This is a genomic window from Microbacterium sulfonylureivorans (genome assembly GCF_003999995.1).
In the GTDB taxonomy this organism is placed as follows: domain Bacteria; phylum Actinomycetota; class Actinomycetes; order Actinomycetales; family Microbacteriaceae; genus Microbacterium; species Microbacterium sulfonylureivorans.
The window spans coordinates 1190378-1203435 of sequence record NZ_RJAD01000001.1; the positions used below are offsets into that span (position 1 = coordinate 1190378).

Annotated in this window: 17 protein-coding genes; 9 read left to right on the forward strand and 8 right to left on the reverse strand. The window is 71.2% G+C overall.

Going from position 1 to position 13058, the window contains the following annotated elements:
* The first annotated feature begins 183 nt into the window (after positions 1-183).
* Entirely contained in the window at positions 184-345 is a 162-nt protein-coding gene (locus EER34_RS17430) for a hypothetical protein (protein WP_164743456.1), read from the forward strand.
* A 12-nt stretch (positions 346-357) separates the two neighbouring features.
* On the opposite strand, the gene EER34_RS05230 is transcribed toward EER34_RS17430, so the two are convergent.
* A complete protein-coding gene (locus EER34_RS05230; protein WP_127473470.1) occupies positions 358-993 on the reverse strand; it encodes a TrmH family RNA methyltransferase in 636 nt (211 codons plus the stop codon).
* Between the two features lie 70 nt (positions 994-1063).
* Between EER34_RS05230 and EER34_RS05235 the strand changes: the two genes are divergently transcribed.
* Both EER34_RS05235 and EER34_RS05240 read left to right on the forward strand, forming a co-directional pair.
* Entirely contained in the window at positions 1064-2422 is a 1359-nt protein-coding gene (locus EER34_RS05235) for an Nramp family divalent metal transporter (RefSeq protein WP_127473471.1), read from the forward strand.
* A gap of 23 nt (positions 2423-2445) precedes the next feature.
* A complete protein-coding gene (locus EER34_RS05240) occupies positions 2446-3081 on the forward strand; it encodes a metal-dependent transcriptional regulator (protein WP_127473472.1) in 636 nt (211 codons plus the stop codon).
* A 70-nt stretch (positions 3082-3151) separates the two neighbouring features.
* Here EER34_RS05240 and EER34_RS05245 read toward each other — a convergent pair whose 3' ends face one another.
* Positions 3152-4123 carry an SDR family NAD(P)-dependent oxidoreductase gene (locus EER34_RS05245; protein ID WP_127473473.1) on the reverse strand — a complete coding sequence of 324 codons (972 nt, stop codon included), beginning with the start codon at positions 4121-4123 and terminating at the stop codon, positions 3152-3154.
* A 26-nt stretch (positions 4124-4149) separates the two neighbouring features.
* Between EER34_RS05245 and EER34_RS05250 the strand changes: the two genes are divergently transcribed.
* The 3 genes from EER34_RS05250 to EER34_RS05260 all read left to right on the forward strand — a co-directional run bounded on the left by EER34_RS05250 (position 4150) and on the right by EER34_RS05260 (position 5857).
* On the forward strand, positions 4150-4959 hold the full coding sequence (locus EER34_RS05250) for an HAD-IIA family hydrolase (protein WP_127473474.1): 810 nt from the start codon (positions 4150-4152) through the stop codon (positions 4957-4959).
* A 94-nt stretch (positions 4960-5053) separates the two neighbouring features.
* Entirely contained in the window at positions 5054-5272 is a 219-nt protein-coding gene (locus EER34_RS05255; protein WP_205791380.1) for a hypothetical protein, read from the forward strand.
* Positions 5273-5281: 9 nt separating this feature from the next.
* A complete protein-coding gene (locus tag EER34_RS05260; protein ID WP_127473475.1) occupies positions 5282-5857 on the forward strand; it encodes a YdeI/OmpD-associated family protein in 576 nt (191 codons plus the stop codon).
* A gap of 129 nt (positions 5858-5986) precedes the next feature.
* Here the strand turns inward: EER34_RS05260 and pyrE are convergent, their stop codons facing one another.
* The gene (gene pyrE / locus EER34_RS05265) at positions 5987-6565 is read right to left on the reverse strand and encodes an orotate phosphoribosyltransferase (RefSeq protein WP_127473476.1); all 579 of its coding nucleotides are present in this window, start codon (positions 6563-6565) and stop codon (positions 5987-5989) included.
* Between the two features lie 77 nt (positions 6566-6642).
* Complete coding sequence (locus EER34_RS05270; protein WP_127473477.1) at positions 6643-7434, reverse strand: S1 family peptidase; 792 nt, start codon at positions 7432-7434, stop codon at positions 6643-6645.
* A gap of 116 nt (positions 7435-7550) precedes the next feature.
* Between EER34_RS05270 and EER34_RS05275 the strand changes: the two genes are divergently transcribed.
* A complete protein-coding gene (locus EER34_RS05275; protein ID WP_127473478.1) occupies positions 7551-8390 on the forward strand; it encodes an exodeoxyribonuclease III in 840 nt (279 codons plus the stop codon).
* Positions 8391-8505: 115 nt separating this feature from the next.
* Here EER34_RS05275 and EER34_RS05280 read toward each other — a convergent pair whose 3' ends face one another.
* From EER34_RS05280 to EER34_RS05295, 4 genes are all read right to left on the reverse strand, one after another.
* Positions 8506-9141 carry a dihydrofolate reductase family protein gene (locus EER34_RS05280; RefSeq protein ID WP_127473479.1) on the reverse strand — a complete coding sequence of 212 codons (636 nt, stop codon included), beginning with the start codon at positions 9139-9141 and terminating at the stop codon, positions 8506-8508.
* 12 nt (positions 9142-9153) lie between these two features.
* Positions 9154-9858, reverse strand: a complete 705-nt coding sequence (locus EER34_RS05285; RefSeq protein WP_127473480.1) for a winged helix-turn-helix transcriptional regulator — start codon at positions 9856-9858, stop codon at positions 9154-9156.
* A 1-nt stretch (position 9859) separates the two neighbouring features.
* On the reverse strand, positions 9860-10297 hold the full coding sequence (locus EER34_RS05290; RefSeq protein ID WP_127473481.1) for a VOC family protein: 438 nt from the start codon (positions 10295-10297) through the stop codon (positions 9860-9862).
* Positions 10298-10398: 101 nt separating this feature from the next.
* Positions 10399-10968 carry an NADPH-dependent FMN reductase gene (locus EER34_RS05295; RefSeq protein ID WP_127473482.1) on the reverse strand — a complete coding sequence of 190 codons (570 nt, stop codon included), beginning with the start codon at positions 10966-10968 and terminating at the stop codon, positions 10399-10401.
* A 139-nt stretch (positions 10969-11107) separates the two neighbouring features.
* On the opposite strand from EER34_RS05295, the gene EER34_RS05300 reads away from it, so the two are divergent.
* Both EER34_RS05300 and EER34_RS05305 read left to right on the forward strand, forming a co-directional pair.
* The gene (locus tag EER34_RS05300) at positions 11108-12370 is read left to right on the forward strand and encodes a sensor histidine kinase (RefSeq protein WP_127473483.1); all 1263 of its coding nucleotides are present in this window, start codon (positions 11108-11110) and stop codon (positions 12368-12370) included.
* 44 nt (positions 12371-12414) lie between these two features.
* Positions 12415-13035, forward strand: coding sequence for a response regulator (locus EER34_RS05305; protein ID WP_240642235.1), 621 nt, complete (start codon positions 12415-12417; stop codon positions 13033-13035).
* Positions 13036-13058: the final 23 nt, after the last annotated feature.

Sequence of the window (13058 nt, forward strand, 5' to 3'; positions counted from 1 at the left end):
CCAACGGAGGGACGCGCGCCGCACGGCCCACGTGGCTGCAATCGCAGCCACTGCAGCGACCGCGCCAAGCGCCAACCGCCGTCCCGAACTCATGTCCTCAGTATCGCAGCCCCCGTTCCGCGAGTCGGGTCTCTGAGGCCTGGGGTTGACCGCGACTCCACCTGCACGCCGGTGGACGAGGCGATGCCGCTCGCGCAGATCATCCTCGGACGCGCCGTCCGCATCGACGCCGAGCGACGCCGCGCGGCTGGAGTGGTGTCCGACCTCGTGCGCGTGCGGAGGACTCCGGCGGCCGCTGCGCATCCCGGCGACGCCCGGCCGGTGCTGCGCCCCGGGCGAGCCTGACGACGTCGGGGCTCACGCCCAGCGCCGGCACCACTCGTACATCACCACGGCGCCGGCCGCACTCGCGTTGAGTGAGCGCGTCGAGCCGTACTGGGTGATCTCGACGACGGCGGATGCCGCGGCCACCGCCTCGGGCGAGAGCCCGGGGCCCTCCTGCCCGAACAGCAGCACGCAGCGCTCGGGCAGGTCGGCGCGGGCCAGGGGCACCGACCCGTCGACGTTGTCGATCGCGATGACGGGGAGGGATGCGGCATCCGCCCATTCCTGGAACGCCGCGACGGACTCGTGGTGGCGCACGTGCTGGTAACGGTCGGTGACCATCGCCCCGCGGCGGTTCCAGCGGCGCCGGCCGATGATGTGCACCTCTGCGGCGAGGAACGCATTGGCGCTGCGCACGATCGAGCCGATGTTCATGTCGTGCTGCCAGTTCTCGATCGCGACGTGGAAACCGTGGCGATGCTCGTCGAGATCCGCGACGATCGCGTCCATCGTCCAGTACCGGTAGGCGTCGACCACGTTGCGCCGGTCGCCGTGCTCGAGAAGGCTCCGGTCGTAGCGCGGGTCGTCGGGCCAGGCATCCGCTCCTCCTGGCCACGGGCCGACGCCCACGGGCAGTGTCGGCTCGTCCGATTCGAGGGCGTCAGTCACCGGCTCAGGCTACCCGGAGCGGGAGCGCGCGCCACTTTTCGGTACGCCGAAATTCGGGTACGGTTTCGGTATGCCGAAAAATGCAGGTGCGGTCGGTGAGGACCGCGTGCGTGCCGCCGCGCCGAGAGCGCCCCGGCGCTCGCTGACGACGCCCCGAGCGGCGTGGCTCATCGGCCCGGCCCTCGTCGCGGGCGTCGCCTATCTCGATCCGGGCAACGTCGCGAGCAACATGACCGCCGGAGCCGTCTACGGCTACCTGCTCGTGTGGGTCGTCGTGCTCGGCAACGTGATGGCCTGGCTCATCCAGTACCTGTCGGCGAAGCTCGGCATCGTCACCGGGCGGAGCCTGCCCGAGACGCTCGGGGCGCGCATCGGCAACCGCTGGGGCAGGCGCACGTACTGGCTGCAGGCCGAGCTCGTCGCGATGGCGACCGACATCGCCGAGGTCATCGGCGGTGCGGTGGCGCTCAACCTCCTCTTCGACGTGCCTCTGCTGTGGGGTGGCGTGATCACGGGCACGGTGTCGATCGTGCTGCTGCTCGTGCAGTCCCGGCGCGGCCCGCGCACGTTCGAGTTCGTCGTGATCGGCATGGTCGCGATCATCGCGATCGGCTTCACGTACGGCGTCTTCGTCGCGCCGCCGGACCCCTCCGGGATCGCGGCCGGACTGGTGCCGCGCTTCGAGGACAGCGGCTCGGTGCTGCTCGCGGCCTCGATCCTCGGCGCGACGATCATGCCTCATGCGATCTACGCGCACAGCGCGCTCGCGCGGGACCGCTTCGCGCCGCGTCCGGGCACCGGCGCGCCCGCCCCTGCCGGCGACGTCTCCCCGGGCGCCCGGGTCGAGGCGCCCCTCGACGAGCTCCGAGGCATCGGCACCGCGCGGCTCCTCCGCGCGACGAAGTGGGACGTCACCATCGCGATGCTGATCGCCGGAACCGTGAACCTCTGCATCCTGCTCCTGGCGGCCGCGAACCTCGCCGGCGTCCCGGGGACCGACACCCTCGAGGGCGCGTACGCCGCGCTCGATGCCGGCCTCGGCCCCGCGGTCGCGACGCTGTTCGCCGTCGGACTGCTCGCGAGCGGGCTCGCCTCGACCTCAGTGGGCGCCTACGCCGGCGCCGAGATCATGCACGGCCTGCTGCACATCCGTGTGCCGCTGCTCGCCCGCCGCCTCGTGACGCTCATCCCGGCACTCGTGATCCTCGCGGCGGGCGTCGACCCGACGCTCGCCCTGGTGCTCAGCCAGGTCGTGCTGTCGTTCGGCATCCCGTTCGCGCTCATCCCGCTCGTGGCCCTCACCGCGAAGACCGAGGTGCTCGGCAGGTTCCGCAACCGCGTGATGACCACGGTCGCGGGGGTCGCGGCATCCGTCTTCCTCATCGCCCTCAACGCGATCCTGCTGTGGCTGGTGCTCACGGGCTCGTGAGGGAGGGCCGGTAGCCTGAAGCCGTGCCCTCCCCCGCCGTCGACGACTACCTCAAGACGATCTACCACCACACCGAGTGGCAGACCGAGCGCATCACGCCCTCGCAGCTCGCCGCCGAGCTCGGCCTCGCCCCGTCGAGCGTGACGGAGATGGTCCAGAAGCTGGCGGCGCAGGGCCTCGTCACGCACCGCCCGTACGGACCGATCGCGCTGACCGAGGCGGGCGAGCAGAGGGCGGCGTCGATCATCCGCCGGCACCGGCTCATCGAGACCTGGCTCGTCCGCGAGTTCGGCTACGCGTGGGACGAGGTCCACGACGAGGCGGAAGTCCTCGAGCACGCGATCAGCGACCGGCTGCTCGAGGGCATCGACGAGCGGCTCGGGCGTCCGCGCTACGACCCCCACGGCGATGCGATCCCGGATGCCTCGGGCCGCGTCGACCGCGTGCCTTTCGTGCTCCTCGGCACGGCCGCCGCGGGCCACATCGGCCGCGTGCTGCGCGTGAGCGACCGGGACCCCGAACTGCTCCGCGCCGTCGAGGCCGCCGGCGTCGCCGTGGGCGCCGAGGCGACCGTGCGGGATGCAGCCACCCTCCGCATCGCGGGAGCCGATGTCGCGCTGCCCACCGCCGCCGCCGAGGCGGTCTGGCTCAGCGCCTGACCTCCTGACGTTCCCCTGACCTCCTGACGTTACGGAGTGCCCTGCGTGGTGCGGGAGTCCTCAGGACGGCTCAGGCCGCGCCGGCCCGGGCGGCCCGCTCGAACGGCCAGCGGACCCCGGTCGCGTCCTCGGCGGCACGCCACAGTCGCGCGCCGACCTCGGCATCTCGCGTGATCCTCGCCGCCCGCTGGCGCCTCGGCTCTCCCCGCGCGACCGTGCGGGGCCCCCAGAACTCGCCGCCCTCGATCCCAGGATCGATCAGCGCCCGCACGAGCGACCAGGCGCCGTGCTCCTTCGACTGCGTGATCGCGGCCTGCAGGTTGTCGGCGAACCGCGTTCCCCTCGACGGGGCGTTCACTCCCGCGATGCCGGGCGTGCGGCCGCTCGTGGAGTAGCCCGGGTGGGCGACGATGCTGCGCACCGGCACCGCGGCGGCGCGCAGGCGCCGGTCGGCCTCGAATCCGAGGGCCGTCGTCGCGATCTTCGACTGCACGTACGCGCGCCACGCCGAGTACCCCTCGGCGAGCTGCGGGTCGACCGGGTCGTAGGGCGTGAGCGCCGTCGACATGCTGCCGACCCACACCATCCGACCCGACCGCGCCGCCAGCGCGGTCAGCAGCTCTCCCGCGAGCGCGAAGTGCCCGAGGGCGTTGGTGGCGAACACGACCTCGTGCCCGTCGACGGTCGTCTCGCGCTCCTTCGGCGGATGCACGATCCCGGCGTTGAGGAGGACCCCGTCGAGGCCGCCCTTGCCTCGGACGCTCGCCGCGGCCGAGCGCACCGACCCGAGATTGCTCGTGTCGAGCATGAGCGTCTCGGTGGCGCCGTGCGGAGCATCCGGAACCCGCCGCCGCACCGCGGCGCGCGCTGCCGCGAGGCGATTCGGGTGGCGACCCGTCATGTAGACGCGAGCTCCCGCTCGCACCAGCTGCTCCGACGCGAAGTATCCGAGCCCCGCGTTCGACCCGGTCACGAGATAGGTGCGCCCCGAGAGGTCGGGGAGGCTGCGGGGATCCCACGTCGTGCGCACGACTTCGACCATAACCCCCGCGGCCCTAGGCTGGGCCCATGCGGACCCGTGCCGAGATCGAATGCTGGCTGACCGACATGGACGGTGTCCTCGTCCATGAGAACACGCCGATCCCCGGGGCATCCGCCCTGCTCGAGCAGTGGCGCGACTCGGGCACCCCGTTCCTCGTGCTCACGAACAACTCGATCTTCACGCCGCGCGATCTGAGTGCCCGGCTGCGCGCGTCGGGACTCATCGTCCCGGAGGAGCGGATCTGGACGTCGGCGCTCGCGACGGCGGACTTCCTGCGCAGCCAGATGCCCGGCGGGACCGCCTTCGTCATCGGCGAGGCGGGGCTGACCACCGCGCTCCACGAGGCCGGGTTCATCATGACCGAGACCGATCCCGACTACGTGGTCGTCGGCGAGACGCGGAACTACTCGTTCGAGGCGATCACGAAGGCCATCCGCTTCATCGGCGCCGGCGCCCGCTTCATCGCGACCAACCCCGACGCGACCGGCCCGTCGACGGACGGCGTGCTGCCCGCAACCGGGGCCATCACCGCGCTCATCACGAAGGCCACCGGCATGGAGCCCTACGTCGTCGGCAAGCCCAACCCGATGATGTTCCGCTCGGCGCTCAACCGCATCGGGGCGCACTCGGAGAACACGGGCATGATCGGCGACCGCATGGACACCGACGTGGTGGCCGGCATCGAGGCCGGCCTCCACACGGTGCTCGTGCTCACGGGCATCAGCGACCCCGCCGAGATCCAGCGCTACCCGTTCCGGCCCGACGAGGTGCTGAACTCTGTCGCCGACCTTCTCGCCGATGGCCCGATCGAGAGCGAAGAGGCCGACATCCTCTAGCCCGCGAGCAGCTGCTGTCGAGGCTCTGCTCGCGGCTCTGGCTCGAGACCTCCCGGCCTGCGAGGTCTCGGGTATCGCGGCGGGGCTGCACGTCGTGCTCGCCCTGCCGGCTCGGTGCCGCGCGGCCGATGTGGTCGACGCCGCAGCCGCGATCGAGGTCGGCGTGACCGGCATCCGCCGCTATCGCGTTCGACCCGATTCACCGAACGCCGAGCGCCTGGTCCTCGGCTACGGCGACCTCGCGGATCCGCTCATCGACGACGCGGTCGCGCGGCTGGCGGGCGTCGTGCACGACGTCGCCGGTGCCCGATAGGGTCGCGGCATGGGTGCGCTCGACGACGGAGAGAAGGTGGAGGCCGCAGACGCCGGGGCCTGGCGTGACTGGCTCGAACGCAACCACCGCACCTCGAAGGGCGCGTGGCTGGTCCGCGCCCGCCGCGACTCCGGCCTCGTCTACGTCGATTACGAGGATGCGATCCGCCAGGCGTTGTGCTTCGGCTGGATAGACGGCCCGGTGCGCACGTTCGACGAAGCCACCGGCGGACTGTGGTTCGCGCCGCGCCGACCCTCGAGCGGCTGGGCGGCGACCAACAAGGCGCGGCTGATCGAGCTCGAGGCGTCGGGGCTCATGACCGAGGCGGGTGTCCGCGCGGTCGAGGTCGCGAAGAAGAACGGGGCGTGGACGGTGCTCGACAATGCCGAGGCCCTCATCGAGCCCGACGACCTCGCCGCGGCGCTCGACGCCGACGCGGCGGCGAGAGAGGCATGGGACGCCTTCCCGCCGTCGGCGCGCAAGTTCGGGATCGCGTTCGTCGACGCCGCGCGCCGGCCCGAGACCCGGGCGGCGCGCGTCGTGAAGATCGTGGCGGATGCCGCGCACGGGAAGAGGCCGGGATGACCGAACTGGAGCAGAACCTGCTGTACGGCGTGACCGCCGTGATCCTGGCAGGAACGCTGATCGTCTTCGTCTGGCAGTGGATGCGAGGGCGCGGCCGCGACGACGGCTGAGCCCGGCCCCGCGCGAGGTCTACTGCGGGGCCAGCCCGAGGTCGTCCAGGTCGATCGCGGCGAGCCACTGCAGGCCCTCCGCCTCGACCGCGGCCTGGGCGCCGGTCTTGCGGTCGACGATCACGGCGACGGCGACGGGCTCTGCGCCCTCACGTCGGAGCGCCTCGACGGCCTTCAGCGCGGACTGACCCGTGGTCGAGGTGTCTTCGAGCACGACGACGCGCTTGCCCGCGACATCCGCCCCCTCCACCTGGCGCCCGCGACCGTGGTCCTTGGGCTCCTTGCGGACGACGAAGGCGTCGAGCGGTTTGTGCGTGCGCGCCGATTCGTGCATGACCGCATTCGCGATCGGGTCGGCGCCGAGCGTGAGGCCGCCGACCGCGACGATGTCGTCGACGTCGCGGATCAGGTCGAGCATGATGCGCCCGATCGACGGCGCCGCGCGGTGGTCGAGGGTGAGCTTGCGCATGTCGACGTAGTAGGTGGCCTTCTTGCCGCTCGAGAGCGTGAAGTCGCCATGGAACACGGCCTCGTCCTGGATGAGGGCGATGAGGTACTGGCGGTCGGCTTCGAGCTCGGGCGTGGACGCGGCGGTCATGGGGATGATTCTACGGATGCCCCCGGCACGCAGAAGCCGGTGCGACGATTCGTCGCACCGGCTTCCGCGCCAGTCGGTCAGTCGAGGAAGGTCGCGACCCAGTCGAGGTCGTCGGCGCGGTCGACGCGGTACACACCGCCGGTGCCGGCGCACGCGCTGTTCAGGCCGAACGAGGTCACGCCGGCGATCACGTTCGTCGAGCCCAGGAAGTTCGGACCGCCCGAGTCGCCCGAGCACGTTCCGCCGGTGTGGGCGTTGTTGGACAGCAGCAGCGATCCGTCGCCGGTGAAGCCGGTGTTGATCTGGTTCAGCTTGGGCGTCGAGACCATGCGCAGGCGGACGGCCTCGTCCTTCCACGACGCTGCGTCGGGGAAGCTCTTCTGCAGCCCGTAGCCGACGGCGGTGAACGTGGCCGCCTTCTTGCCGGTCTTGGCCAGCGCGTCGAGCTGGTTCAGTGCCGGGAGCGCGCCGTAGCGGTCGAGCTCGACGGCCTCGTCGAGTACGACGACTCCGAGGTCGTACAGGTAGAACGCCGCGTCGTCGTACTGCGGGTGCGCGTACGGGGTGCCGCTGACCTCACCGGTGAACGGGTAGCCGTGGGCCGCGGCATCCCGCACGTCGTCGTCGAACCACAGTTCGACGTGGTCGGCGCCCGACGTGCAGTGGCCCGCCGTCAGGTACACGGTCGGCGAGATGAGCGTGCCGCTGCAGCGCCACGCAGGCGCGCCGTCGACGAAGGCGACCATCAGTCCGACTTCGGGATGGCCGTCCCCGTCCGGGACGCCGTCGGTGATGGCCTGGGCCGGTGCCGCGCTCAATCCGATGAGTGCGAGTGCCGCGACGACCGCGGCGAGCGCTTTGTGGCGCATGGAATACCCCTCTCCCTGGGTTGCGAAGAGCATGGCAGGGGCGGTTCCGGAAGACAAGGACTCGTCGCGGATCGCCCGGTGCTGCGGCGTCGCTCCCCCGTCCTAGGCTGGTTCCCATGCGCTTGGCCACCTGGAATGTGAACTCCATCCGCGCCCGAGTCGACCGCATCGTCGACTTCGCGGTGCGCGAGCATCTCGATGTGCTCGCGATGCAGGAGATCAAGTGCAAGGTCGAGCAGTTCCCGTTCGACCGCTTCGAAGAGGCGGGATTCCACGTCGAGGCGCACGGCTTCTCGCAGTGGAACGGCGTCGCGATCGCGAGCCGCGAGCCGGTCGAGAACGTGCGCACCGCGTTCCCCGGCATGCCGGGCTTCTCCAAGGGCCACGAGGGGCCGGATGCGCCGCAGGAGGCCCGTGCGCTCGGGGCGACCGTCGGCGGGGTCGAGGTGTGGAGCCTGTACGTGCCCAACGGCCGCTCGCTCGGCGACCCCCACTACTTCTACAAGCTCGACTGGCTCGCGGCGCTCGAGCAGTACACCCGCGAGTCGCTCACCGCGAACCCCGACCTCGCGCTGGCGCTGGTGGGCGACTTCAACATCGCACCGACGGATGCCGACAACGGCGATCCGACGGTGGTCCAGGGCTTCGCGACCCACGTCTCACCGCCGGAGCGCGAGGCCTTCGCCGCCCTCGAGGCCGCGGGCCTGCACGACGTCGTGCGACCGCTCGTGCCCACCGGGTTCACGTACTGGGACTACAAGCAGCTGCGCTTCCCCCGCAACGAGGGCATGCGGATCGACTTCATCCTCGGCTCGCACGCCGTGGCCGACGCCGTCGCCGGCGCCGCGATCCACCGCAACGAGCGCAAGGGCGAGGCGCCGAGCGACCACGTGCCCGTCGTCGTCGACCTCGACCTCGAGGGCCCGGACGACGATGATCGCCCGATGATCTTCTAGGCGCTCAGCGCGATCCCAGCGAAGCCCGAGAGTGCACGAATGACCTCGGCGCGCACCGCCGGGTGGTCAATTGTGCGCTCTCGGCGACTTCTGGGACGGGCGCGAGGAAGAGCAGTCAGGCGCCGCGGTCGGGAGCTCCCATGTCGCCGGTCGCGGGCACGCCCGGGAGCGGACCGTAGCGCAGCAGCACGGCGCCGCTGGTGCCGACGACGGGCGGCGCGAGCAGCTCGAGGTTCGCGGGCACGGCTCCGTCGGGGAACACCCTCTTTCCCTGTCCGAGGACGATCGGATAGACCCACAGCGCCAGCTCGTCGAACAGCCGCTCGGCAAGGAGCGTCTGCACGAAATCGACGCTGCCGATGACGTGGATGTTCTCGTGGCGGGTGCGGAGTTCGGCCACGGCCACCGCGAGGTCTGGCCCGAGCTGCGTCGTCCCCGCCCAGTCGAGCGGGGGCGTGCCGCGCGATGCGACGTACTTCGGGACGCGGTTGAACACGTCGGCGATCTCGTTGTCGGGGCCGGAGTGCTGCGGCCAGTAGGACGCGAAGATGTCATAGGTGCGCCGGCCGAGCACGAGGGCGTCGAGACGCGAGATGCCCTCGCCGATGTTGCGCCCGACGGTCTCGTCCATCAGCGGCGCCTGCCAGCCGCCGAACGGGAAGCCGTTGCTCGGGTCCTCCTCCGGGCCGCCCGGCGCCTGGGCGACGAGGTCGAGCGTGGTGAACAGGTCGATCTGGATGCGACCGGTCATGGCCGTCTCCTCTCAGGCGGCGAGCGCGGACGCGCCCGCCGGGTCGATGTGGAACGTGGCGGCGAACCGCTCGAGGAGCATCGCGTCGCCCGTGACGACGGCCAGCGCCTCCTGGTCGATCGCCTCGGTCGGGGTCAGCTCGCCGGAGATCACCCGGCGGATGCCTGGGCCCGCCGCGAAGACGAGCTCGGGCTCCCCCGCGGGTCGCGCGCCCCCGACCGGTGGGGCCGGCGGCGCGAGCTGGGCGATGCGGAGCTCCTCGCCGTCGACCTGCACACGCAGTGCGACGTCGGCGACGTGCACCTCGTAGTCGGCGGGAGGGAGGGATGCCGCGACATCCGGTCGGAAGGCGGTGCGCAGCGCCATCGTGAGCGAGTCGGCGGTCACGACGTCGTCGGGACCGGGGTCGCCCATCTGCACGAAGCCCCACCGGCCGAGCGCGAGGACGATGGGTTCGAGCTGCCGGCCGTACGGCGTCAGCTCGTACACGAGTCCGCAGTTCATCAGCGGCACACGGCGCACGACGCCGCCCTCCTGCAGCTCTTTCAGCCGCGTGGAGAGGATGTTGGTGGGGATCCTGGGCAGGCCCTGCTTGAGGTCGGTGTAGCGGCGTGGCCCGACGAGCAGATCGCGGACGATGAGCAGCGCCCATCGCTCCCCGATCAGCTCGACGGCCGTCGTGACCCCGCAGTACTGCCCGTAGCTGCGGGACGCCACCCTACGCCTGCGCCTGCTCCGCCATGTAGGCGTCGGGACCCTGTGCGGCGGCCTGCGGCTCCATGTAGACGAACTCGATGCCGTTCCCGTCCGGGTCCTCGAGGTCGCGGCTGTACATGAAGCCGTAGTCCTTCGCCTCGTTGGGCTCGACGCCGCCGTTCGCGAGGCCGGCCTCGATGATCTGGTCGACCTCCTCGCGGGATCCGCGGCTCAGGGCGATCAGCGTCTGCGCGTGCGTTCTCGGGTCGGCGAGCGTCTTGTCGGTGAAGGTCGCGAAGTACTCCTTGGTGAGCACCATGAAGAAGACGTTCTCGTCCCACACGACGCAGGCGGCGTTCTCGTCGGTGAACAGCGGGTTGATGTCGCAGCCGAGCGACGTGTAGAAGGACTTGGCCTTCTCGAGGTCGTTCGTCGGGATGTTGACGAAGATGTGCGTCATTGCCTTGCTCCTTGCCGGTCGCTTCCCGAGGCTTCATCCCCGGCGATGCATCGATCCTTGCAAAAAACAATCATGCTTGTCAATAGCAAGTAACTCGGATCTCAGAAGCGCTCGATGAGGTCCCGGAACGAGGCGAGGAAGCCGGCGAGGAAGGTCCTCGTCGAGGCATCCGTCACCCGCCCCTGGTCGTCGATGAGGCCGTCCTCGCAGTGGATGTACGCCTCGGGCTCGCCGAGCACGACGGCGCCCTGCGAGGTGAGGATCGCCTTGAGGTGGTTCTGCGCCACCGCGGTCGAGATCTCGCCGCCGCTCGCGCCGATCACCGCCGTGGGGCGCCCGGGGAACGAGCTCTCTCCATCGGGGCGCGAGGCCCAGTCGATCGCGTTCTTGAGCACCCCCGGGATCGACCGGTTGTACTCAGGGGTCACGATCAGCAGCCCGTCGGCGTCGTCCACGGCGCGTTTGAACGCCCGCCCGACCTGGGGGTAGTCCTCCTTCGACTCCATGTGCGCGCCGAAGAACGGCAGGTCGTCGATGGGGACGTCGGTCAGCTCGAGACCCGCCTCGGGTGCGAGCACGGCGAGCGCGCCGGCGAGACGCCGGTTCAGCGACGGCTGCGAGACGCTCCCGACGATGACGGCGACGCTGTACGAATCCTTCGAGGGCGGCATGGTTGCTCCTGTCGTCGTGGTCCCTCCATCCCACGGTCGCGGCGACCGCACCGCCACCCCCTTGCGCGCGGGGGCGAGGAGGGCAAGCATCCGCCTGGCGGGGGATGCCGCGCCCCTCCCTCCCCCGTACCGTGGAGGGATGTCCGAAATCGCCTCCCCACGACGGCGCCGGCCTGCGTCGCCGCGAGAGCTGCGCAACGACGTGTGGCTCGCGCTCGCGCTCCTCCTCGGCGCGGTGCTGAGCGCCGCACTCGGTTCGGTGGCCGGCGTCTACGGCGACGAGACCGCACAGGGCATGCAGTGGTCGCTGCTCTACGCCCTCGGCCTCACCGCGCCCCTGGCCGTGCGCCGCCGCTACCCCGAGATCGTCGCGGTCGCCATCGCGATCGTCTTCTTCGTCGGCGTCTCGGTGCGCATCCCCGAGCTGTACGTCGGCAACATCGCCGTGTTCATCGCGATGTACACCGTCGGCGCCTGGGTCGACGACCGCCGCCGGGCGATGTACGTGAGGATCGCGATCATCGTCGGCATGTTTCTGTGGCTCCTCGTCACGACGTTCCAGTCGGCGACGGCGCCGACCGACGAGGGCCTTTCCCGCGAAGGGCTCTTCTCGCCGTTCGTCGCGTTCATGCTCATCCAGTTCCTCGTGAACGCCGCCTTCTTCGGCGGTGCGTACTACATGGGCGATCGCGCGCACGCGTCGGCGCTCGAGCGCGCGGCGCTCGAGGACCGCACACGCGAACTCGAGAGCGAGCGCGAGGTGACGGCGGCGCAGGCCGTGGCACTCGATCGCGTGCGCATCGCCCGCGAGCTCCACGACGTGGTCGCGCACCACGTGTCGGCGATGGGTGTGCAGGCCGGCGCTGCCCGGGCCGTCATGGACCGCGATCCCGAGGCGGCACGGGCCGCGCTCGCCGGGGTCGAGGCATCCGCCCGGTCCGCCCTCGAAGACCTGCGTCATCTCCTCGAGACCCTGCGCACGCCCGACGGCGATGCGCCGAACGCCTCGACGGTGCGCCTGGCCGGCCTGACCGACCTCGTCGCCCATGCGAACGACAACGGCCTGTCGGTGACCCTGACGATCATCGGCGACCCCGTCCCCGTCCCCGACCTCGTCCAGGTCAACGTCTACCGCGTCGCGCAGGAGGCCCTGACGAACGCCCGCCGCCATGGCGGACCGGATGCCGCGGCCGACGTGCGCCTGCGCTACGGCGACGACGCGGTCGAGCTCGAGATCGTCAACACCGGGCGCACCGCGACGCCGATCCGCCCCGGGCTGGGCATCGTCGGGATGCGCGAGCGCGCGGCCGCGTCGGGCGGATCGCTCGAAGCGACGCCTCGGGCGCGCGGCGGATTCCTCGTGCGCCTTCGCGTGCCCCTGAGCGAGCGGGTCGTCGCGTGAGCGCCGGGCCGATCCGCGTGCTCCTCGTCGACGACCACGCCGTGATGCGCGCCGGGTTCCGCATGATCCTCGAGGCGACCGACGACATCGTCGTGGTCGGCGAGGCGGCCTCCGGCGTCGAGGCGGTGGCCGCGGCATCCGCTCTGCACCCCGACGTCGTGTGCATGGACGTGCAGATGCCCGACATGGACGGTCTCGAGGCCACCCGTCGCATCGTCGGCGACCCGTCCGTCTCGGCGGCGGTCGTGATCGTGACCACGTTCGACCGCGACGACTACCTGTTCTCGGGGCTCTCCGCGGGGGCGAGCGGGTTCCTGCTCAAGAACGCCGGGCCCGAGGAGCTCGTCGCCGCGGTGCGCGTCGCGGCCGCCGGCGACGCGCTGCTCGCCCCTGAGGTGACGCGACGCGTGATCGCGCGATTCGCCGAGGGCGAGGCATACGCTCCCGCACGGACGGCGACGCCGGACGGCATGCCCGAGCTCACCGAGCGCGAGGACGAGGTGCTGAAGCTCGTCGCCCAGGCGATGAGCAACGCCGAGATCGCCGAGCGGCTCTACATCGGCGAGGCCACGGTCAAGACGCACGTGTCGAACGTGCTGCAGAAGCTCGGCGCCCGCGACCGCGTCGCCGCGGTCGTCTACGCGCACCGCCACGGCCTCGCCTGAACCCACGGAGGACGACGGATGCC

What these genes read in the sequence shown, in the direction of transcription:
- EER34_RS17430 (WP_164743456.1), top strand. Translation starts at nt 184, where the DNA reads ATGCCGCTCGCGCAGATCATCCTCGGACGCGCCGTCCGCATCGACGCC.
- EER34_RS05235 (WP_127473471.1), top strand. Translation starts at nt 1,064, where the DNA reads ATGCCGAAAAATGCAGGTGCGGTCGGTGAGGACCGCGTGCGTGCCGCC.
- EER34_RS05245 (WP_127473473.1), bottom strand. Translation starts at nt 4,123, where the DNA reads ATGGTCGAAGTCGTGCGCACGACGTGGGATCCCCGCAGCCTCCCCGAC.
- EER34_RS05250 (WP_127473474.1), top strand. Translation starts at nt 4,150, where the DNA reads ATGCGGACCCGTGCCGAGATCGAATGCTGGCTGACCGACATGGACGGT.
- EER34_RS05260 (WP_127473475.1), top strand. Translation starts at nt 5,282, where the DNA reads ATGGGTGCGCTCGACGACGGAGAGAAGGTGGAGGCCGCAGACGCCGGG.
- pyrE (WP_127473476.1), bottom strand. Translation starts at nt 6,565, where the DNA reads ATGACCGCCGCGTCCACGCCCGAGCTCGAAGCCGACCGCCAGTACCTC.
- EER34_RS05270 (WP_127473477.1), bottom strand. Translation starts at nt 7,434, where the DNA reads ATGCGCCACAAAGCGCTCGCCGCGGTCGTCGCGGCACTCGCACTCATC.
- EER34_RS05275 (WP_127473478.1), top strand. Translation starts at nt 7,551, where the DNA reads ATGCGCTTGGCCACCTGGAATGTGAACTCCATCCGCGCCCGAGTCGAC.
- EER34_RS05280 (WP_127473479.1), bottom strand. Translation starts at nt 9,141, where the DNA reads ATGACCGGTCGCATCCAGATCGACCTGTTCACCACGCTCGACCTCGTC.
- EER34_RS05290 (WP_127473481.1), bottom strand. Translation starts at nt 10,297, where the DNA reads ATGACGCACATCTTCGTCAACATCCCGACGAACGACCTCGAGAAGGCC.
- EER34_RS05295 (WP_127473482.1), bottom strand. Translation starts at nt 10,968, where the DNA reads ATGCCGCCCTCGAAGGATTCGTACAGCGTCGCCGTCATCGTCGGGAGC.
- EER34_RS05300 (WP_127473483.1), top strand. Translation starts at nt 11,108, where the DNA reads ATGTCCGAAATCGCCTCCCCACGACGGCGCCGGCCTGCGTCGCCGCGA.
- EER34_RS05305 (WP_240642235.1), top strand. Translation starts at nt 12,415, where the DNA reads ATGCGCGCCGGGTTCCGCATGATCCTCGAGGCGACCGACGACATCGTC.